This is a genomic window from Parasphingorhabdus sp. (genome assembly GCF_036964565.1).
Taxonomy (GTDB): Bacteria; Pseudomonadota; Alphaproteobacteria; order Sphingomonadales; family Sphingomonadaceae; genus Parasphingorhabdus.
Genome location: NZ_JBALTN010000005.1, coordinates 192,362 through 213,348 on the forward strand (window position 1 = coordinate 192,362; position 20,987 = coordinate 213,348).

Annotated in this window: 14 protein-coding genes; 9 read left to right on the top strand and 5 right to left on the bottom strand. The window is 61.5% G+C overall.

The genetic code is table 11. From position 1 onward, the window contains the following. Positions 1-63: 63 nt before the first annotated feature. On the bottom strand, positions 64-1,464 hold the full coding sequence (locus V7650_RS08700) for a M48 family metalloprotease (RefSeq protein WP_442955274.1): 1,401 nt from the start codon (positions 1,462-1,464) through the stop codon (positions 64-66). 115 nt (positions 1,465-1,579) lie between these two features. Continuing rightward, positions 1,580-4,243, bottom strand: coding sequence for an Rne/Rng family ribonuclease (locus V7650_RS08705; RefSeq protein ID WP_335655840.1), 2,664 nt, complete (start codon positions 4,241-4,243; stop codon positions 1,580-1,582). A gap of 521 nt (positions 4,244-4,764) precedes the next feature. On the opposite strand from V7650_RS08705, the gene V7650_RS08710 reads away from it, so the two are divergent. From V7650_RS08710 to phoU, 5 genes are all read left to right on the top strand, one after another. Then, a complete protein-coding gene (locus V7650_RS08710) occupies positions 4,765-6,009 on the top strand; it encodes an N-acetylmuramoyl-L-alanine amidase (protein ID WP_442955275.1) in 1,245 nt (414 codons plus the stop codon). Positions 6,010-6,117: 108 nt separating this feature from the next. Beyond that, on the top strand, positions 6,118-8,646 hold the full coding sequence (locus V7650_RS08715) for a penicillin-binding protein 1A (RefSeq protein WP_335655842.1): 2,529 nt from the start codon (positions 6,118-6,120) through the stop codon (positions 8,644-8,646). Between the two features lie 21 nt (positions 8,647-8,667). Then, positions 8,668-9,291: a GNAT family N-acetyltransferase gene (locus tag V7650_RS08720; RefSeq protein WP_335655843.1), complete on the top strand. Its 624-nt coding sequence runs from the start codon at positions 8,668-8,670 to the stop codon at positions 9,289-9,291. Positions 9,292-9,433: 142 nt separating this feature from the next. Beyond that, the gene (locus tag V7650_RS08725; protein ID WP_335655844.1) at positions 9,434-10,480 is read left to right on the top strand and encodes a substrate-binding domain-containing protein; all 1,047 of its coding nucleotides are present in this window, start codon (positions 9,434-9,436) and stop codon (positions 10,478-10,480) included. Positions 10,481-10,720: 240 nt separating this feature from the next. Then, complete coding sequence (gene phoU / locus V7650_RS08730; protein WP_335655845.1) at positions 10,721-11,446, top strand: phosphate signaling complex protein PhoU; 726 nt, start codon at positions 10,721-10,723, stop codon at positions 11,444-11,446. 6 nt (positions 11,447-11,452) lie between these two features. Here the strand turns inward: phoU and V7650_RS08735 are convergent, their stop codons facing one another. Both V7650_RS08735 and V7650_RS08740 read right to left on the bottom strand, forming a co-directional pair. After that, positions 11,453-12,859 carry an OprO/OprP family phosphate-selective porin gene (locus tag V7650_RS08735; RefSeq protein ID WP_335655846.1) on the bottom strand — a complete coding sequence of 469 codons (1,407 nt, stop codon included), beginning with the start codon at positions 12,857-12,859 and terminating at the stop codon, positions 11,453-11,455. 147 nt (positions 12,860-13,006) lie between these two features. Continuing rightward, the gene (locus V7650_RS08740) at positions 13,007-13,183 is read right to left on the bottom strand and encodes a hypothetical protein (RefSeq protein ID WP_335655847.1); all 177 of its coding nucleotides are present in this window, start codon (positions 13,181-13,183) and stop codon (positions 13,007-13,009) included. A gap of 555 nt (positions 13,184-13,738) precedes the next feature. On the opposite strand from V7650_RS08740, the gene lepA reads away from it, so the two are divergent. Together lepA and V7650_RS08750 are read left to right on the top strand one after the other, a co-directional pair. After that, positions 13,739-15,544: a translation elongation factor 4 gene (gene lepA, locus V7650_RS08745; protein ID WP_335655848.1), complete on the top strand. Its 1,806-nt coding sequence runs from the start codon at positions 13,739-13,741 to the stop codon at positions 15,542-15,544. Positions 15,545-15,678: 134 nt separating this feature from the next. Beyond that, positions 15,679-15,885: a hypothetical protein gene (locus tag V7650_RS08750; protein ID WP_335655849.1), complete on the top strand. Its 207-nt coding sequence runs from the start codon at positions 15,679-15,681 to the stop codon at positions 15,883-15,885. Positions 15,886-15,897: 12 nt separating this feature from the next. Here the strand turns inward: V7650_RS08750 and V7650_RS08755 are convergent, their stop codons facing one another. Beyond that, the gene (locus V7650_RS08755; RefSeq protein WP_442955276.1) at positions 15,898-16,692 is read right to left on the bottom strand and encodes a class I SAM-dependent methyltransferase; all 795 of its coding nucleotides are present in this window, start codon (positions 16,690-16,692) and stop codon (positions 15,898-15,900) included. 424 nt (positions 16,693-17,116) lie between these two features. Here V7650_RS08755 and V7650_RS08760 point away from each other — a divergent pair, with 424 nt between their 5' ends. Together V7650_RS08760 and V7650_RS08765 are read left to right on the top strand one after the other, a co-directional pair. Next, positions 17,117-19,846, top strand: coding sequence for a TonB-dependent receptor (locus tag V7650_RS08760; RefSeq protein WP_335655850.1), 2,730 nt, complete (start codon positions 17,117-17,119; stop codon positions 19,844-19,846). Continuing rightward, entirely contained in the window at positions 19,846-20,910 is a 1,065-nt protein-coding gene (locus V7650_RS08765) for a phytase (protein ID WP_335655851.1), read from the top strand. Before V7650_RS08760 ends, V7650_RS08765 begins: the two co-directional genes overlap by 1 nt. The last annotated feature ends 77 nt before the right edge of the window (positions 20,911-20,987 follow it).

The following is a 20,987-nucleotide window of genomic DNA, read 5'->3' on the forward strand; positions in this document are numbered from 1 at the left end:
GGACGGCATTGGCCATGGCCGCCCGGCTTGTCCAGTGCAAATGGCATGACCAGCAGGCTGCGCCTAGCGGCGGCGGTTGTTCTTCTCAAATTCCGCCTTGGCGATGAACGAAATGTCCTGGGCCCGGATCCAGTCCGGCGTGTTTTCGGTGATGCCGCCGAGCGCGATCTGCGAGCTGCGGATGGCAGCGGCATAATTGCCCTGGAGCAGGGAGCTTTCGGCGGTCGCCAGCTGCGCCCGCGCGATGTCGCCCTGCTGCGAGTAGACCACGCCCAGCTGATACCAGGCGAAGGGATTGCGGTTGTCCTTGTTGACGGCGGCCTTCAGGACCTTGGTGGCCTCGTCCAGATATTGCGGATCCTCGGTGGCGATCAGGGCGTGGCCGAACAGGCTCGCGATCAGCGGATGGTTGTTGGTGAGCCGTACGGCCTTGCGCAGCGATTGCAGTGCGGCGTCAGGCTTGCCGGATTCGAGCAGAATCTGGCCCTGCAGTTCCAGAAAATAGGGATCGTCCGGCGCGGCGGCGAGCAGGTTGTTGACCTCATGCAGGGCGCGGTCGGGATAGGCGCTCTTGTGCCACGCATAGGCCCGTGCGTAGCGCGCGGGGACCGACTGGTCGCTCTCGGGATACTCGCGCAGGGTGACCGTCGGCTCGGCGGTAAAGCCAAGCAGCTTGGCCTTCACCCGCTGGAACCGGGCTTCGATCTCGGGGTCCGATGGCTTGTCCCAGGCAGGGTCCTTCTGATAGACATCGCGAAGCAGGCTAACCCGCTCGCCGGAGAGCGGATGGGTACGCCCGTAGCTGTCTTCCTGGGGTATGCCGAGACGGAATTCGTAATTCTGCAGCTTCTTGAAAAAATCGATGGACCCTCTGCCGGTGATGCCGGCTTCGCTCAGATACCGGGCGCCGGCGGAGTCCGCCGACCGTTCCTGCACCCTGCTGAAGGCCAGGAACTTGCCCATCGCGGCCTGCTGTCCAGCGGCCAGGATCCCCATGCCGGCATCGCCGGCGCCCGCTGCGATGGCGGCAGCGCCCAGGATCAGGCTGAGAATGGTGATGCCGGTTGCGGTCTGCATACCTTCGTCAAAACGGATGATATGACCGCCGGTGATATGACCGAGCTCGTGCGCCATGACGCCCTGCACTTCATTGGCGGTGTCGGCGGTCTCGATCAGTCCGGAGTAAAAATAGATGCGCTGTCCGCCGGCGACAAAGGCGTTGACCTGGCGATCGTTGATCAGCACCACCTCGACCTCGTCGGCATCGAGCTCGGATACTGCAACCAATGGGGAAACCATGTCGGTGAACAAGGCTTCGGTTTCCGCGTCGCGCAAGATCGACTGGGCGGCGACCGGCTGCACCGCGATTGCAACCATGGCCAAAAATGCGACCATCAGCCGGAACATGCGACCGGCAACGGCGGAGCTTGTGATGGAAAGCGGGGCAGCAAGAATATTGCGCATGAAATTCCTCAGCATGAACGTCCGGCTTCGAATTTGCCCCCTGCCATCCCGTGTCTGAACCAAGGATGAAATAGCCGTCTCCACCCGCAACCGGGCAAAGACGGCATTTCTTTGTCTATCCGAACGTGCGTTGCCACCAGCCCTGGCGCGGCGAACCGTCGCTCGATTCCGAGGCGTCGCTGTCCGCGCTCTTGGCAACCGCTTCGTCCTTGGGTTTGGCCGCTGCTCTTGGCTTGCGCGGTTTAGCCGGTGCCTTTTCCTTGACGGGCTTCGCCGCTTCGGGGGCTGCCTTGTCGGCCGTGTCCACGCTGTCGGCTTTCTTGGCCCGCGCTCTCGGTGCCCGCTTTGCTGCCGGTTTTTTCTCAGCAGCCGCGTCGGCAGAAGCCTCGGCGGTTTCAGCAGCGGGCTTGTCGGCGGTCGGCTTGGCCTTGCGCGGCGCGCGGCGGCGCTTCGGCTTTTCCTCGCCTGCGTCCGTTTCGCTTGCCGGCTCTGCCGCAGGCTGCTCGCTTGCCGGCTCGCTCTTTGCAGCGCGACGACGGCTGCGGGGCTTGGCCTCGGCCTTTTCCTCGGTGGCTTCGCCCGTTTCGGCGTCTGCTGCATCGGATTTGCGCGGGTTCCTGCGGCGCGGGCTGGCCTTTGCCGTTTCCGGTTTGTCGCCGGCCTCGTCATCGCTCGATTGTGCGGCGGATTGATCGCCATTGTCCGAGACGCCATCTTCGCGATTGCCGGATTCGGCACGGTCACCACCGCGGTTGCGCCGGCCGCGCCGACGCCGCTTGCGCTTGGGCCGTTCGCCACCGTCGTCGCGGCCTTCGCTTGTGCGTTCGTCCCGGTCTTCGACTTCCGTATCCTCGACCTGCTCGATCTCATCCTCGTCATCATCCTCGTCGATGATGGGCTCGAACTTGGGCATATTCTTTGGCGGGCTGCCGGAGGTCTGGATTTCCATCCTTGCGCCCTCGGTTTCACCGTCCGGGCTGATTTCGATCGAGACGCCGTAGCGCTTCTCGATATCGTCAATCTCGTGGCGCTTGCTGTTCAGCACGTAGATGCAGGCTTCCTGGCTGGTGCGCAGGCTGATCACGCTGGCCTTGCCCTTGGCTGCCTCTTCCTCGAGCAGGCGGAGTACGGACAGCGCGGCAGAGGATGCCGTGCGGACCAGTCCGGTGCCTTCGCAGTGCGGGCAGACCTTGGTCGAGGCTTCGAGCACGCCGGTGCGCAGGCGCTGGCGGCTCATTTCCATCAGACCAAAGCTGGAAATCCGTCCGACCTGGATGCGGGCGCGGTCGTTTTTCAACGCATCGCGCATGGCCCGTTCGACCTTGCGAACATTGCCCGAGCGATCCATGTCGATGAAGTCGATCACGACCAGCCCGGCCATGTCGCGCAGCCGCAGCTGGCGCGCGATTTCCGCAGCAGCTTCCATATTGGTCTTGACCGCGGTCGCCTCGATTCCGTGTTCGCGGGTCGACCGGCCCGAGTTGATGTCGATCGACACCAAGGCCTCGGTCGGGTTGATCACCAGATAACCGCCGGATTTCAGCTGGACTTCCGGCGAGTACATGGCCGAAAGCTGGTCCTCGACACCATAGCGCTGGAACAGCGATACCGGATCGGCATAGCTCTTCACCCGCTTGCTGTGGCTCGGCATCAGCAGCTTCATGAAATTCTTGGCGGCGGTATAACCGTTGGCACCCTCGACCAGTACCTCCTCGATTTCCCGATTATAGATGTCACGGATCGCGCGCTTCACCAGATCGCTGTCGCTGTGGATCAGGCTGGGGGCGGTCGCGCTCAGTGTCTTCTCGCGGATTTCATCCCACAGCCGGGCGAGATAGTCAAAGTCGCGCTTGATTTCCGGCTTGGTGCGGGACAGTCCGGCGGTGCGGACGATGCAGCCCATGCTGGTTGGCAGGTTCAAGTCGCCGATGATCGACTTCAGCCGCTTGCGGTCGCCGGCATTGTTGATCTTGCGGCTGATTCCACCACCGTGCGAGGTATTCGGCATCAGCACGCAATAGCGGCCGGCCAGGCTGAGATAGGTGGTCAGTGCGGCGCCCTTGTTGCCACGTTCTTCCTTGACCACCTGGACGAGAACGACCTGGCGCCGCTGGATGACGTCCTGGATCTTGTAGCGCTTGCGCAGGGCCATGCGCTTCTGGCGCGCCTGGTCGCTGGCCTTGGGCATCGGACCCTTGCCACCGCGGCCCTTGTTCCGGCCACCGCGACCGCGACGGCCATCGCTCTTGTTCCTGCCGTCTCCGTTGTCGTCGGACGATTCCTCGTCGGAATCATCGTCATCCTCGTCATCGTCGCCGCTGTCTTCCTCCGGCATTTCGCCTTCGCTGACGTCGATCGTGTCAACGCTGTCATCCTTGTCGACTTCGACCAGCGCCGTGTCGAGCTCCTCGGTCGCATCGCTGCGCACCATGTCGGCGGGCGAATCATCCTCTTCTTCTTCCTGCGCACGGAGGGCGGCTTCTTCAGCCGCATGTTCGGCCTCTTCGGCCAGCAGCCGTTCGCGATCCTCTCTCGGGATCTGGTAATAGTCCGGATGGATTTCGGAAAAGGCGAGGAAGCCGTGGCGGTTTCCGCCATAGTCGACGAAAGCCGCCTGCAGCGATGGTTCGACCCGGGTAACCTTTGCTAGATAGATATTGCCTTTGAGCTGTTTATGCTCCGAAGATTCAAAATCGAATTCCTCAATCTTGTTCCCTTTTACGACAGCCACCCGGGTTTCTTCCTGGTGGCGCGCGTCGATTAGCATGCGCGTAGTCATTCAATAGTCTCCTGGCAGGGAGCGCCGGATCAGAGCCCGGCGGGTCCATGCGATATAATGGGGATGACGTTTCTCTGCGCGCGTTCCCTTGATAGGGGGCGGGCGACGTCATCCGGTTGATTTCCAATGTTTCTGATAAAAATGTGTCTGCAACAACCGCATGGCTCTGGCCGTTAGCCAGAGTCTTTCCGCACAAGGAAGCGCCTCCGATAGGGAGAGCTTCATAGCCGGAGATTTCATGCCTCATGTTGCGTCAACCTGGTAGATGCCGAATGATTTTCGGCATTTAGTCGAACCACTTCGGAATATTGCCCGAAAGGTTCAGACAGGCTGCTAGCACCGCTTGCGTCGATCGGCAACACAAACTGTCAGATATTGCAACGCGGACTCGCTTCGGGTCGCAAACCCGATTCATGGCTAACAGCCCGTTAACCGCGACATTTTACGGGGCCTTACGAAAGCATCCTTAATTGCGTCTTCACTTCGTTTGTGGGCTTGAATTATTGGGGACGCCGTCTTTTATGAAATTTGACTGGACCAAAACGGGCCACCGCATGCATAAGCAGGGGATGGCACTGGGAACTTTATTGGCGTCCACGCTGCTTGCGATCCATCCGGCACAGGCGGGCTCCGTTAGCCGGATCGAGGCCAGCGGTTCGAAAATCACCATTTCATTTGACGATCTGGTCGAAGGCGCTTCGGCCTTTTCGCTGCTCGGACCCGACCGCATTGCCATTGATGTGCAGGGTGGCAAGGCCGGCCAGGGCGGCTATGCGGCGGGCATTGTCAAGGCCGTGCGGCAGGGCCAATATGATCCCAACACCGCCCGGATCGTGTTTGATCTCGATCGCCCGGCAGTGATCACCGAAGGCCGGTTTTCTGCCGACGGAAAAAGCCTGCAGCTCAATCTGCAGCCGGTCGGCCAGGGGCAGATTGCCAACGGCCGGCAATCGTTTCTGCCGCCGATGAATTTCCGCGCCGAACCGCCGCGCAAAAGCTACAGCGTGAAGATGCCGCTCGGCAAGCCGCGCGACTCCGTCAACTTGCCGAAAATATATGGTCCCAGCGATACGAGCCGGCCGCTTGTGGTCATCGATGCAGGCCATGGCGGGCACGACCCCGGAACGGTTTCCCCGCATGGCGGCAAATATGAGAAGAATGTCGTTTTGGCGCTTGCCAGGGCAATCCGGGATCGGCTGGTGGCCGGCGGCAGGGTCCGGGTGGCACTGACCCGGGACAGCGACGAGTTCCTGGTGCTGGAGGAGCGTTATGGCATTGCCCGGCGGCTCAATGCCGACCTGTTCATCTCGCTCCATGCCGACGCCGCGGGCAATGAAGACGCGTCCGGCGCGACCGTCTACACGCTGTCCGAAGTTGCCTCCGACCGGGAGGCCGCGAAACTGGCGGCGCGGGAGAACAAGGCCAATATCATCAATGGCATCAATTTGGGAGGAGCAACGCGCGACGTCTCGTCGATCCTGATCGACCTGACGCAGCGCGAGACGATGAATGTCTCAGCCGATTTTGCCAAGCTGCTGCATCGCGAAGGCAGCCGCCAGATGGCCTTCCGCAAGATTCCGCACCGCTTTGCCTCGTTCGTCGTGCTCAAGGCGCCCGACACCCCGTCCGTGCTGTTCGAGGCCGGCTATCTGACCAACAAGGATGACGTGGCCTTCCTCAATTCGGGCGATGGTAGGAGCCGGGTCGCGACCGGCGTCGCAAGCGCGATCGAATCCCACTTCGCCCGCAAACTGGCCATGCGCTAAGGCCACAGGATCCCGCAGATTGCCTGCCCGGCCCGTTGCGACCGGCCGCGCTTTTTTCATCGATAATCGCTGGAAAATGGATGCAAGCCGGTTTAGATAGCCGACCCTATGGGAAATGATGCGTCTGATACGGCTGGAGAAAGCCTCGCCTACAAGCTGGAACGAAGCACGGGCGGCTTTTTCGAGCGGGTCGAGAATCTCTGGCAGAAAAAATGGTTTCGCCTGCTGGTGGCGTTCCTGGGCCTGTGCGTCCTCGGCTGGCTGCTGATATGGCTGGTCTTTGCCCGGGATTTGCCCGACGCGACGGCCCTGCGCACCTATAAACCGCCGCTGCCGACGATGGTCCGCGCCTATGATGGCGAGCCGGTCCACAGCTACGCCCGGGAACGGCGCGTCCAGCTGCAGTTCTCGGAATATCCGGCGCTGCTGGTTCGCGCCTATCTGGCGGCCGAAGACCGTACGTTCTTCGAACATGGCGGGCTCGACTATCCCGGCATCGCGACCGCAATCGTCACCAATCTGTCGAGCAGCGGGCGGCCGGTCGGCGCCTCCACCATCACCCAGCAGGTGGCCAAGAACCTGCTGCTGAGCAGCGAGGTGTCCTATCGCCGCAAGGTCCGCGAAGCCATTCTCGCCTACCGGATAGAAGACGTGCTGACCAAGGAAGAGATCCTCGAACTCTACCTCAACCAGATTTTTCTCGGCCGCAATGCCTATGGCGTGCAGGCCGCCGCCCAGGCCTATTTCGGCAAGGATGTCGATGCGCTGGCGCTGCACGAAATCGCCTATCTCGCGATCCTGCCGAAGGGACCGTCCAACTACCGGCCCGAGGTGCACGAGCAGCGCGCGGTCAACCGGCGCAACTGGGTGCTCGGCGAGATGCGCGACAATGGCTGGATCACGCCGGCGCAATATCAGGCCGCGGCGGCGCAGCCGCTCGGTGCCATTTCCCGTGCGGGCCCCCGGTTCGAACGCGTCGGCGGCTATTTTATCGAGGAAGTGCGCCGCCAACTGATCGAGCAATTTGGCGAGAATGAAAAGGCCGGGCCGTACAGCGTCTATTCCGGCGGCCTGTGGGTTCGGACCTCGCTCAATCCGGAACTGCAGGAATATACCAAGGACGCGCTGCGCAGCGGCTTGCTCCGCTACAGCAGCGGCAAGGGCTGGAGCGGCCCGATCAACAAGATCGAGATCGACGACCAGTGGGCCCAGCGCCTGGCGTCGACGTTCATCAACACGGATTATGAAAACTGGCAGATCGCGGTGGCGATCCGGCCGACCGGCGGCGGCGCGGAAATCGGCTTTCCCGATGGTACCACCGGCCGCATCAATTCCGTTCCCGACGCCCTGAAGGCTGGCGACATCATCGCCGTCAGCCCGCTTGGCGGCAGCAGCTACCGGCTCGAGAACGTGCCAGAGGTGTCGGGCGGAATGGTGGTGCAAAACCCGCGCAACGGCCGGATATGGGCGATGCAGGGCGGGTTTGACGACCGGATGAGCTCGTTCAACCGTGCCACCCAGGCCGAGCGCCAGCCGGGATCGACGATCAAGCCGTTCGTCTATGCCACCGCGCTCGAGCATGGCATGACGCCGGCGACCCTGATCGCCGACGCGCCCTTCTGCGTGTATCAGTCGGCCTCGCTCGGACGAAAATGTTTCCGCAATTTCGGCAATTCCCGCGGTGCTGGCGAACAGACGCTGCGCTGGGGTGTCGAGCAGTCCCGCAACCTGATGACGGTGCGCGCGGCCAATGACTCCGGCATGGAAAATGTCGTCAAGACCATCAAGACGATGGGGATCGGCGACTACAAGCCCTATCTCGCCTTTGCCCTCGGTGCTGGCGACACAACGGTCATGAAGCTTACCAACGCCTATTCGATGCTGGCCAATCACGGCCGGGAGCTGACGCCAACGGTGATCGACTTTGTCCAGGATCGCCAGGGCAAGGTGATTTTCCGCTCCGACAAGCGCAATTGCGAAGGCTGCAACATGCGCGACTGGGATGGCCAGCCGATGCCGCGCCCGCGTCCCGCCGGCAAGCAGCTGATGGACCCGATGACAGCCTATCAGATGGTCGACATCCTGCAGGGCGTCATCACCCGTGGCACCGCGCAAAATCTCAGAAGCCTCGAACGGCCGCTGTTCGGCAAGACCGGCACCGCCAGCGGTCCGACCAACGTCTGGTTCGTCGGCGGCTCCCCCGACATGGTGGCCGGCGTCTATCTCGGCTTTGACCAGCCGCGCAACATGGGCGGCTATGCCCAGGGCGGCACGCTGGCAGCGCCGATTTTCCGGCGCTTTGCCGAAAAGGCCATGGCCGGCATGCCCAAGACCCCGTTCGTGGCGCCGAAGGGCGTGCGGATGGTGCGGGTGGATCGCAGGACCGGCAAGCGGGTCTATGGCGGCTGGCCCACCGACGATCCGAAGGCGGCGGTCATATGGGATGTCTTCAAGCCCGAAACCGAACCGCGTCGGGCGATGCGCAAGGATGATCTCCTGGCGCGGCTGGAAGCGCGCAAGGCGCAGCTGCTCGCCGAACGGGCAGCGGCCCAGGCGCGGGCCCTGGAAGCCCGGCGGAACAGCGGGCCGGCGTCGAACGACGACGAATTCCTTCAGGCCGAGGGCGGCATCTATTAGCGATGCCGGGCCTCTGCTCCGATGCTGAGCGCGTCGGACATTGTCCCGGCCGAGGGGATCGGTACGGTCGGGAAGGAGAGCGTCACGGAACTCGCCCGGATCACCGCCGATGCCTTTCGCGATGATCCGTTCAATCTCTGGCTGTTCGGCAGCGTTGCGCCGATGCAGCGCACCTTCGCGAACATGGCCCGGCATATTTATGCTCCCAATGGCTTCTGCCAGATATTGCGCGAGGAGGGCCATGGCCTTGCCGCGACAATGTGGCTGATGCCGGGCGACAAGTCCGACGGCAGCGCGGCCGGCATGCTGCAAACCTACTGGGGGCTTTTCGCAAGCGGGGGACCGGGTGCCTTGAAACGCGGCAAGGCCGCCGGCGATGCCATGGCCAAGCATCATCCGAAGCAGCCGCATGCCTATCTGTTCACCGTCGGCGTCGCCGGCGCGGGCCGGGGCAGGGGCCTGGGGCGCCGCCTGCTGCAGCCGGTGCTGGACGCGTGCGACCGCACGGGCACAATGACCTATCTCGAAAACAGCAATCCGGCGAACCGGAATTTTTACCACGGCCTTGGTTTCGAAAGGGTCGAACTTTTCCACGCCCGCTCCGACAGCCCGCCGCTGGAGGCCATGCAAAGACGGCCGCGCTAGCCCGGCCAGGCGACCGTCGCCAGCTGCAATAATTGTGAAATATATCTGTAATCCAGCGGTCATTGTGCACCGGTAGAGGGCATGATCGAAGGGCCGCACCGGGATGGTCCGCGCGCAAGCAACCTGGACAAGGAAAAATCTGATGAAAACCAAAATTGCATTACTCGCACTTGCTACGCTGACCCTGGCGGGCTGTGAAAACCAGGCGGGCGGCAGCGGCGGTGGCGGCAGCCGCGACCAGTTGCGGATCGTCGGATCGTCCACCGTCTTCCCGTTTGCCAAGGCGGTATCCGAATATTTCGTCACTGGCGGCAGCTTCAAGGCTCCTGTCCTCGAATCCACCGGCACCGGCGCGGGCATGAGCCTGTTCTGCTCAGGCGTTGGCGCCGACACCCCGGACATTGAAAATGCCTCGCGCCGGATGAAGGCGTCGGAATTCGAGCTCTGCCAGAAGAACGGCGTTACCGACATCGTCGAGATCAACATCGGCATCGATGGCATCGCCGTGGCCCAGTCCAAGGAAGGCCCGGGCTTTGCCCTGACCCCGGAACAGATTTACAAGGCCATCGCGGCCAAGCCGTTTGGCAAGGAAAACACCAGCAAGACCTGGTCCGACATCGATCCTTCGCTGCCGTCCATGCCGATCAGCGTCTACGGTCCGCCTTCGACATCGGGCACGCGCGACGCGCTGACCGAGTTGATCATGGAAGTCGGCTGCAAGACCGATCCCGCGATCAAGGCAATGAAGGACAGCAACAAGGACGAATATGAAGCGATCTGCCACGAGATCCGCACCGACGGACCCTATCTCGACACCGGCGAGAATGACAATCTGATCGTCCAGAAGCTGAAATCCAATCCCAATGCGGTCGGCATCTTCGGCTACAGCTTCCTCGAGGAAAATCTCGACACCGTTCGCGGCATCGCGATTTCCGGGGTCGAGCCTGCCTATGACGCGATCGCTTCCGGCAAATATCCCGGTGCGCGGCCGCTCTACATCTACGTCAAGAAGCAGCATGTCGGCGTCATCCCCGGCATCCAGGAATATGTGACGGAATTCGTCAAGGCCGGCACCAATGACGGCTATCTGGTCAAGGCCGGCCTGATCGCCTCGCGCGACGCGACGCGGGCGGCGATGATGGACGCGGCGAAGAACCTGCCGCTGCTCGCCAAGAGCGAACTGAAATAGGCTTTTCTGCCACGGGATGAGGGGGCGACCCCGAACATCCGGATCACGGGGGCTGTTGGCAACAACGGCCCCTTTTTCTTTGTTCGCGAACGGAGATCGCCGCTCAAGCCGCTCGCAATCCTCCCGCTTAACCGCCGTTTCTAGCCGTACCTCCGCCCCGCCGTCTGCGGAAAAGGCAAGACGGTTGCTTTTTATATGACATTTTTGTTACAATGCGGGAAATCATATCGAGGAAGCAGCATGAATCTCAGTACCGCCCATCACACGGTGTCCGCATTCGACGCCGAAATCCACGATCTCCGCGCCATGGTGCTGGAGATGGGGGAGAAGAGCACCGGCGCGATCGTGCGGGCGATCGAGGCGCTGGAGAAAAATGATCTCGGGCTGGCGCAATCGGTGATCGCCGGCGACCAGGAGATTGACGAACTGGAACGCCGGATCGACACGCTGTCGATCCAGACGATTGCCCTGCGCGCGCCGATGGCGGACGACCTGCGGCACCTCATCGCTACCTTCAAGATTTCCAGCATTGCCGAGCGGATCGGCGATTATGCCAAGAATATCGCCAAGCGCGTGCCGCTGGTCGCCGAGTCCAGCCGCCAGATCGAGCCGGTAGCGCTGCTGCCGTCAATGGCCAAGATCGCCGCCGAACTGGTCAGCGATTCCTTCAAGGCCTATGCCGACGGCGATGTCGATCTTGCGGTTTCGGTGTGGGCCCGGGACCAGACGCTGGACAATTTCTACACCAGTTTCTTCCGCTCGATCATCACCTATATGATGGAAAACCCGGCGCATATCAGCGAATCCGCGCATCTGCTTTTCATCGCCAAGAATCTGGAGCGGATCGGCGACCATGCGACCAACATCGCTGAGCTCAGCTATTTTGCCGAAACCGGCCGCCAGATGCCGGAACGCACCAAGGGCGACGACCTGACCGGCCCGCAGTGGGCCGCCAACGAATCCTGACTGCGGTCAGAAGCTGATCTGGAATCGTCCGGCAAAGGCGTCGACGCCATAGTCTCCGCTGCCCGCGGCAAGGATCGCCGCGTTGCTGTAGTCGAGCCGGGAATAGGACAGCAGGAAGCGGACATAGTCGATCGGCGTCCAGATCAGCGATGCCTGATAGGCATTCTGCTTGCCGCCGACAAAGCCGCCATCGACCAGATCCAGATAGTCGTAACGGACATTGACCTGCCACGCTCCGAGTCCGCCGTCACCGACCGGATTGGACACCTTGACGCCCCGGAATATCCCGTCCTTGTAACCGCGCGTGTCGTCGGTCAGGAACAAGCCGACCTCGATCGCGCCGCCAAAGAAGCTTGGGTCGGCGAGCGGGCCGGTGCGGTTCAGCGTCAGCCAGTGGCCTTCGCCCGCTGCGTGAAAGCGCCCGGCGATGACCGCCGCCTCGAGCCCGTAGCTGCTCTCTGACTTCGCGCCGGTGATATTGCCGGTGTCGACAAAGCGGGTGTCGGTGAAATGCACCGCCGGCCGCTGGCGATAACGGCGCGTACCGATGGCGTCGCCGAGATCGCGATAATGGTAGGATGCGCCGAAATGGGTCTGCACCTCGCCGAATTTCGGCATCGCCACGGCGCGCAGGTCAAAGCCGATGCTGTTGTTCTCGTCATCGTTGAGCGCGTCGATGCTGTCGGTGAACAGCCCGGCCTGGAACAGCAGGTCCGACACGCCATATTGCGCCGACAGCCCGATATTGCGTTCAAATCCGAAGGCGTCGGTATAGCCGGCCCGCTCGATGAAGCTGGTGTCGTTGCTGCTCGACAATTCCTCGAGGCCCTGGAACGGGTTGTGCTGGCCGGCGGTAATCGTCAGCCCGCCCTGCTCGTAGCTCAGCAGCGCGTCGGTCAGTTCGACCGTACCGCCGGTGAAGTCCGCCTCGAGCTTGTAGCCGAACCCGCCCGGCATCGATCCGGAAACGCCGAGCCGTATCCGGCGGGCTTCATTGGCAAAGCCGAGGCCCGGATCGACGATGCTGTCCGGCGCGCTGACCGTGCCGGCGTCGAACAATATCCGCCCGCGCGGCTTGAAGCTCCAGCCGCCCTCGGCCTTGAGCTCCGGCGCACCCTTCCAGGCGACCTTGACCGGATCCTTTAGCTCCTTCTGCTGCGCGAGCCGTTCCTCGGTCGCGGTGATCTTTGCGTCCGTCGCCGCGATCGCGCTGGTCGACGCCTGCTGGCCCTGCTGGACATTGCCTAGCTGCGCCCTCAGGTCGGCAACCTCGCGCTCCAGCTGCTCGAGCTTGCCGAGCAGCGCCGCGGCTTGCTCCTCGGACATCGCCGCCGCCATCGCCGCCGCCGGCCAGAGAGCGAGGGCCGCGGTGCCGGCCAGCAGGCCGAGTGACTTGAGCATGTGGGATGTCATGGATTGAGCCTGTCCGTTGCGCCTAGTGGATGGTTGATTGATGAGCGATCTATGACGGAAGCGTTGCCCTTTCATGGCACATTTATTTCACGTTTGTGACAGCGCCCGCGCCGCTTCGCAACCCGCCAAATCGGCGGCGCCACGCACTCAAACGCCCCCCGGCAAACGCCGCTTGCCCCTGGTCCGCCCAGTCAGATGATAGCGGAAACAGCGGTCGCAGCGATAGGGACGCAGGATGATGGAGGCCGCCTGCGCGGCGGCGATGGCCTCGGCTTCGGTGGCAAAACGCTGCTTCTTGCGGCAGATGGCGAGGCGGGTGCGCATGGAACGGATTTAGCGGCGACCACCAAAGCCGGCAAGCCAGTCTTTCCTCCCTGCCGCACAGCGGTGGGGAGGGGGACCAGCCGCAGGATGGTGGAGGGGGCGGTTGGGCCTTGGCGATCAGCTTCCTGGCTCTCGAAGGGCTGTGATTGCCGCGAATGCCCCTCCGTCAGCCGTTCCGGCTGCCACCTCCCCGTCGCTTCGCGACAGGGAAGATAGGTGACGTCCAACAGCCTTTCCTACAGGCCTAACTCCATTCCATATCCCGTTATGGCTCTTTGACAATTGAATCACCCTTCCGCCTAGCGAAGTCAGCTTTGGCCGGGCTCTGTTCTTCAATTCAGATATCACATGAAAAATATTCTGGAACCTTCTAGTTTTAAATAAAAAAGGCGATAAAATCCTCGCGAAATATCCCCAAAAGATTTTTAAGAACATAACATTGTAAAGTTTGTAAAGTTCATCCGCCGCGTGGGTGACGACCCTGAGGCCAACTTGCGCTCTCCAGGCCCGTCGTTTCCTGCTGACAACCCGCCACGCCCCTGCTAACGGGCGCGGATGACCGATCAAAGCCATATCCGCAATTTCGCCATCATCGCCCATATCGACCATGGCAAATCGACCCTCGCCGACCGGCTGATCCAGCAGACTGGCGGGCTGACCGAGCGCGAGATGAGCGAGCAGGTGCTCGACAATATGGATATCGAGAAAGAGCGCGGCATCACCATCAAGGCGCAGACCGTGCGGCTGCACTACAAGGCGAAAGATGGCGAGGATTACGAGCTCAGCCTGATGGACACGCCGGGCCATGTCGACTTTGCCTATGAAGTGTCGCGGTCGCTGGCCGCCTGCGAGGGCGCGTTGCTGGTGGTCGATGCGGCGCAGGGGGTCGAGGCGCAGACCCTGGCCAATGTCTACCAGTCGATCGAGCATGACCACGAGATCGTCCCGGTGCTCAACAAGATCGACCTGCCGGCCGCGGAGCCGGAGCGGGTGCGCAAGGAGATCGAGGAGATCATCGGCATCGACGCGTCCGAGGCGGTGCTGGCCAGCGCCAAGTCGGGGATCGGCATCGAAGATATTCTCGAGCAGATCGTCACCAAGATCCCGCCGCCGGGCGGCGACCGCAACAAGCCGCTGAAGGCGATGCTGGTCGACAGCTGGTACGATCCCTATCTCGGCGTGGTCATCCTGGTGCGGGTGATCGACGGGGTGATCACCAAGGGACTGAAAATCAAGTTCATGGCCCAGGGGACCGAGCATTTGGTCGACCGGGTCGGCTGCATGCGGCCGAAGATCGAGCAGCTGCCGGAACTGGCGGCGGGCGAGATCGGCTTTATCACCGCGCAGATCAAGGAGGTCAGCCAGACCGCCGTCGGCGACACGATTACGACCGTGAAGAACCCGGCCCCCGAGGCGCTGCCCGGCTTCAAGGAAGTCCAGTCAGTGGTGTTCTGCGGCCTGTTCCCGGTCGACGCGGCGGATTTCGAGAAATTGCGCGAGAGCATCGGCAAGCTCAGGCTCAACGATGCGAGCTTCACCTTCGAGATGGAGACCAGCGCGGCCCTGGGGCAGGGATTCCGCTGCGGTTTCCTGGGGTTGCTGCATCTGGAGATCGTCCAGGAACGGCTGACCCGCGAATATGATCTCGACCTGATCACCACCGCGCCGTCGGTGGTCTACCGGATCGTGATGAACGACGGCAGCGAGATGTTCCTGCACAACCCGGCGGACATGCCCGACGTGGTCAAGATCCGCGAGATCGAGGAGCCGTGGATCGAGGCGACCATCTATTGCCCGGACGAATATCTCGGCGGCATATTGAAGCTCTGCCAGGACCGGCGCGGCGTGCAGAAGAACCTGACCTATGTCAGCGACCGCGCCCAGGTGGTGTACGAGCTGCCGCTCAACGAGGTCGTGTTCGACTTCTACGACCGGCTGAAGAGCATCTCGCGCGGCTATGCCAGCTTCGACTATCACCAGATCGGGCTACGCACCGGCCAGCTGGTCAAGATGAACATCATGGTCAACGGTGATCCGGTCGACGCGCTCAGCATGATCGTCCACCGCGACGCCGCCGAATTCCGCGGGCGGCACATGTGCGAGCGGCTCAAGGACCTGATCCCGCGCCATCTGTTCAAGATCCCGATCCAGGCGGCGATCGGCGGCAAGGTGATCGCCCGCGAGACGATCTCGGCGATGCGCAAGGATGTGACCGCGAAATGCTATGGCGGCGACATCAGCCGCAAGAAGAAGCTGCTGGACAAGCAGAAGAAGGGCAAGGCCAAGATGCGCGAATATGGCAATGTCAGCATCCCGCAGGAGGCATTCATCGCCGCGCTGAAGATGGGCGACGAAGCCTAGCCTGCTTCGGCGCAGCGCAAATGCCGCTCAATCCGGCGGCATCACCGGTGCCCCGACTTGAAATAATCGCCGATTTGGGATATGGTAAACGCTTGTAAACGAATACGGGTCGCCATGGCTTGCGGGAGTCATATATGTTCGGATTATTTGATCCGTCCTATCGTCGCGTCAGGGACGAGAGGGAGGTAAGATATTATTTTTCGAAATATGGTGAGGATGCTCCTGACATCCTGAGCGCGCGGGCGCATGACGACAGCCTGGACGCGCGCAATCGCCGTCACTGGCGGCGAGTGGCGCGAATGGCACGGCAACGGCAGAGCGATTTCCTGCCAAAACACTAACGTCGGGCGCCGCTATCCGCCGGTGCGCTGATAGGGGCAGGGTTTGATATTTTCAGGTGAAATTGCCGGACCTTTGGCACGAAACCGGGCGAAATAGCCGCCCAGTTCGGGGCGTTCCATGAAACCGACCAGTTCGTAGCCGACCGCCTCGAATTCGCAAAACAGCTGTTTCGGCGGGATGCCGTGCTGGGTCACGTGGCGATTGACATCGACCACGATCACCTCGCCGCCGCGCTGTCCGCCGCTGCTGGCGAGCAAGGCCGGTCGCAAACGGGCAAGAAACGCGTAGGGCTCGCGCACCTCGTGGTACATGTGGACCAGGAAAATACGGTCGAAGCTGTTCTCCGGCAGCCGCGGATCATCGGGGGCGCCGAGCTTGATGGAGACATTGTCGAGACTTTCCCGGTTGACCCGCTCGGCCAGCCGGTCGATCGCGCCCTGGTCGATATCCTGAGCCAGTACCCGGCCCTTGTTCCCGACTCTTTCGGCCAGCCGCACCGTATAATAGCCTTCGCCGGCGCCGATGTCGGCGACCGTCATCCCGGACTCCAGCCCCGCAGCCGTCATGATCTCCTCCGCCTCGCCGCGCTTGTCGCGCGCGGTTTCGGTCGACCACTGGTTGCCGGCCAGATCCGACACCGGACGTGACGCCGGTGGATAGGCCCGCGAGGTTTCCGGACGCCGATCATTGTCGTCCGGCAGCCGTTTGCAGGCGCCAAGTGGTGCGGTGAGAAACAGCGCACCGGCGAGCAAGACAAAACCGGTCAGGCGCGAAGCGGATCGGCGGGTTTCAGCAATCAAAAACATCGCGTCTGAGTAGGCCAGGGCGGGGCCCGGTTCAATCCCTGTTTGCGGGACCATCAAAATGCACTGGCGGCGGTCGGGCCGGACTTGCTGCTCGCCTGCGGCACGTTGGCAACATGGCGAAGACGAACGTAACCAGCAAGTTGAAGAATTTCGCTCGTTCCGGAGGGGATAACCGTATTTCCGGCAACCTGGATCGCAAGTTGGCGAGCAGCGCAGTAGCATTAATGTCACCCGGCTTTTCCGGCGTCACAAAAGTAAAATATAGATGCCATGTTCCCGTCACAGATATCGTCCGAAAGAGTCACCGCATTTCCCTACGGCTGCCGCTTCACAAGCAAATCACAATCGGGGAAATCAATCGATGTCGCGCCAATCCAACCTTGTAAAATCCGGATTCAAACTCGCTCTTATGGCAGGATGCGTCATGCCTGCAGCAGCATGGGCGGGAACGATTAGCGGTGTCGTCGTCGACCCCAGCGAGACACGGGGCCTGCAGGCTGCCCAGGTCCGCATTGTCGAACTGGACCGGGTCGAGACGACCGACCGGGACGGCAGCTATGTCTTCGCGGATGTTGCGGCCGGCACCTATACGCTGGAAACGCGATACATCGGTACCGACGTTATCCAGACCAAGGTGACCGTGAGCGAAACCGGAACCACCCGGGCCGACATCATATTGCAGGGCGGCGAGAATGCCGACATCGTGGTGATCGGGCAGAGCGCCAACCAGGCGAGTGCACTGTCCCGCCAGCGCGAGGCAGACGGGGTTTCCTCCGTTCTGACCCGCGACGCGATTGGCCAGTTTCCCGATCAGAACGTGGCGGAATCGATCCGCCGCCTTCCCGGCGTCAATGTTCTCAACGACCAGGGCGAGGGACGATTTGTGTCGGTCCGCGGCCTGGACCCCGAGTTGAACTCCAGCTCGCTCAATGGCGTTCGCCTTCCTTCTCCCGAATCCGACGTCCGCTCGGTTGCCCTCGACGTCATTTCCAGCGACCTGATCGAGTCGATCGAAATCAAGAAATCGCTGACGCCGGACATGGATGCCGATACCATCGGTGCTTCGATCGAGATCAACACGACCAGCGCCTTCGACCGCAAGAAGGGCCTGTTCGCGGTCAAGCTGGAGGGCAGCTATAATGAATATGCCGACAGCGTCACCCCCAAGGGCAGCGTCGATTTTTCGACGCGTATTGGTGACAATGTCGGTATTTCCGGCGGTTTCAGCTATTACAAGCGGGAATTTGAATCCGACAATATCGAGGCCGCAGGCTGGGACGTGGATGGCGGAACCGTCTATGCCGAGGAAGTCGAATATCGTGATTATGATGTCACGCGCAAGCGGATCAGCGGATCGCTGAACGTCGATGTTCGCGCTTCGGACTTCACCACGATGTTTGTCCGCGGCAATTACAGTGTGTTCGACGATCAGGAATATCGCCGCCGGACGACGATCATCTTTGACGAAGCACCAGCTAGCGGCGATGCCAACAGCGCATTCTTCACCGATGCCGACGGTCGGATCGAAGTGCGCCGGGACATCAAGGACCGTTTCGAACGCCAGCGGATCGCCACCTACCAGATCGGCATGGATCATGACGACGGCGTCTGGAATGCCCATCTGTCCGGAAGCTGGGCCCGGTCCAGTGAAAAGGAGAACGGCTCGGTTGACCCGACACGGTTCCGCTCTCGGTTCGATGGCGACGGGGTAGACGTCAACATGGACTACAGCGATCCCCGCATACCGCTTTACAGCGTAACCAGCGGTGCCGATCTGTTCAACGATCCGACAGAATATGGATTCAACCGCGCCGAATTGAGCAAGCTGTCGGACAGCGTCGACACCGAATATGCGCTGAAGGGTGACCTGGGGCGCAGCTTCATCATGGATGGCGGGGAGTTCACCGTGCAGGCCGGCTTCAAATCCCGCTGGCGGACGAAGAGCTATAATTTCGACGGCATATTCTACGGCGATTATGACGGCGACTATACGCTTGCAGATGTGCTCGGCAGCCAGACCTACCGGATCACCGATATGGGACCCGTGGCCAGCTATCGCGGCGCCACCGAATTCCTGTTTGCGAACCTCGGCAATTTCGAGGTCGACCAATATGAAACGGACCTGCTGAGTCTGCCGAGCGACTATTCCGCCGATGAGGATGTTCTGGCCGGCTATCTGCTCGGACGCTACGACAGCTCTACCCTGCGGGTGATCGGCGGCTTGCGCGCCGAGCGCACTTCGAACAAGCTGTTCGGGCAGCTGGTGGTCGATGATGGCGATGATGTCACCGACGTCATCCCGGTCAATGTCGAGCGCCGCTACACTGACTGGCTTCCCAGCCTGACCGTGCGCTTCCAGCCGCAGGACCAGCTGGTCTTGCGTCTGGCGGGCTACAAGAGCCTGGTTCGTCCGAAGCTGTCGAAAATGGCACCGCGCTTCACGATCAACGAGGACGAGGAAGCCGAATTCGGCAACCCGGACCTGTTGCCCTATCGTGCCTGGAATGCCGACGCTTCCGCCGAATATTATTTCAGCAGCAACGGTGCGGTTTCGATTGGGGCCTTCTACAAGTCGATAGACAATTTCATCGTCGACCAGACCCTGACCACACCCGGTACCTTCCAGGGGATTGACTATCAGGAGCTGACCCGCGCAATCAACGGCGACAAGGCGGAGATTTTTGGCGTCGAAGCAAGCTTCAGCCAGGTGATGGATTTCCTGCCATCGCCACTCGACGGCTTCCTGGTCAACCTGAACTATACCTATACCGACGCAACCGGCACCGTTCTGACCGACGGGGATATCACCACGCCGCGCGAGATCAGCCTGCCAAGCAGCTCAAAGCACACGTTCAACGCGGTGCTGGGATATGAAAAAGGTCCCTTTGATTTCCGGCTGGCCGGAACCTATCGGGACAAGTATCTCGACGAGCTTGGCGATGATGCAACGACTGACCGGATCGTTGACAACCATTTCCAGCTGGATGCGAGCGTGAAGTTCAAGCTGACCAAGAACATCCGCCTGTTCGGCGAATGGATCAACATCAACAACGCCAAATATTTTGCCTACCAGAATTTCGGAGGGGCCCAACGCAATCTGCAATATGAAGAATATGGTTCGACCTTCAAATTCGGCGTCAAGGTGACGATGTGATGAAAAAGCAGATCATTCTGCTGGCTGCGACAGCGGCCGGACTGGCGGGCTGCTCCGCCAATGCGGGCATGAGCCCGTCCACCGCTGGCTCGGGGATGCCCACGGTTGAACTGACTGCGGCGGGAGAAACCGTTCCGGTCGGCACCGTTGCGCGCGATGCCGCCGATGATCCGGCGATCTGGCGCAATCCCGATGATCCGGCAAAAAGCCTGGTCATCGGGACCGACAAGCGCGCCGGTCTCTATGTCTTCGACATGGATGGAGCCAAGAAGTCATTCCTGCCCGAGGGTGAGCTCAACAATGTTGATCTGCGTGAAGTGATGATCGATGGCCGCAAGATCGTTCTGGTCGGGGCGAGTATTCGCAACGATCTGAACAACGCGCATATCGGTTTGTACGCGCTGGATACGGACCGTGCGGAGCTGAAGCCGCTGGGCAAGTTTCCGGCCGGGGCAGGGGAAGCCTATGGTTTCTGCTTTGGCCAGGACAGCGGTGGCGAAGTCTTTGCCTATATGATTGGCAAGGCCGGCGATGTCCGGGAATTGAAATTGTCGTTCGCCGGAGGTGTCCCCAACGCCGTAATCACGCGCGAGCACAAGCTGACGACGCAGCCGGAAGGCTGCGTCGTCGACGACAGGACCGGGCGGCTGTTTGTCGGCGAGGAAAATGCGGCGATCTGGCTTTATGACCTGAACGGGGATGCGTTGGTGCCGCAGCGCTTCGCCAATGTGAACGGCCGGGAACTGGTTGCCGATGTCGAAGGTCTGGCGCTCGCACCGCAGGGGGAGAATGCCGGCTATCTGGTCGCGTCGAGCCAGGGTGACAACGCCTATGTTCTGTATGACTTGGTCACCGGGGCCTATGTCAACCGCTTCCGGCTGGTCGACGGCGTGGTCGACGGCACGTCGGAAACCGACGGTATCGAGGTGATACTGGGTGATTTCGGGCCGCGCTATCCCGACGGCCTGATGGTGGTGCAGGATGGTGACAATGGCGATCAGACCCAGAATTTCAAATATGTCAGCTGGCGCGATGTCGCAGAAGGCCTGCTCGGCTCACGATAGGAACGGGCCGGTTCTGCCGGCCCGCCTTTGCCGGTCGCCGGAGCGAGAGCATTGCTCGCTCGCAGAGGTCGGGTATC

Coding starts and splice junctions, on each gene's coding strand:
- V7650_RS08735 (WP_335655846.1), bottom strand. CDS start 12,859: ATGACATCCCACATGCTCAAGTCACTCGGCCTGCTGGCCGGCACCGCG.
- V7650_RS08700 (WP_442955274.1), bottom strand. CDS start 1,464: ATGCGCAATATTCTTGCTGCCCCGCTTTCCATCACAAGCTCCGCCGTT.
- V7650_RS08750 (WP_335655849.1), top strand. CDS start 15,679: ATGTTCGGATTATTTGATCCGTCCTATCGTCGCGTCAGGGACGAGAGG.
- V7650_RS08760 (WP_335655850.1), top strand. CDS start 17,117: ATGCCTGCAGCAGCATGGGCGGGAACGATTAGCGGTGTCGTCGTCGAC.
- V7650_RS08710 (WP_442955275.1), top strand. CDS start 4,765: ATGAAATTTGACTGGACCAAAACGGGCCACCGCATGCATAAGCAGGGG.
- V7650_RS08720 (WP_335655843.1), top strand. CDS start 8,668: ATGCTGAGCGCGTCGGACATTGTCCCGGCCGAGGGGATCGGTACGGTC.
- V7650_RS08740 (WP_335655847.1), bottom strand. CDS start 13,183: ATGCGCACCCGCCTCGCCATCTGCCGCAAGAAGCAGCGTTTTGCCACC.
- V7650_RS08755 (WP_442955276.1), bottom strand. CDS start 16,692: ATGTTTTTGATTGCTGAAACCCGCCGATCCGCTTCGCGCCTGACCGGT.
- phoU (WP_335655845.1), top strand. CDS start 10,721: ATGAATCTCAGTACCGCCCATCACACGGTGTCCGCATTCGACGCCGAA.
- V7650_RS08715 (WP_335655842.1), top strand. CDS start 6,118: ATGGGAAATGATGCGTCTGATACGGCTGGAGAAAGCCTCGCCTACAAG.
- V7650_RS08765 (WP_335655851.1), top strand. CDS start 19,846: ATGAAAAAGCAGATCATTCTGCTGGCTGCGACAGCGGCCGGACTGGCG.
- lepA (WP_335655848.1), top strand. CDS start 13,739: ATGACCGATCAAAGCCATATCCGCAATTTCGCCATCATCGCCCATATC.
- V7650_RS08725 (WP_335655844.1), top strand. CDS start 9,434: ATGAAAACCAAAATTGCATTACTCGCACTTGCTACGCTGACCCTGGCG.
- V7650_RS08705 (WP_335655840.1), bottom strand. CDS start 4,243: ATGACTACGCGCATGCTAATCGACGCGCGCCACCAGGAAGAAACCCGG.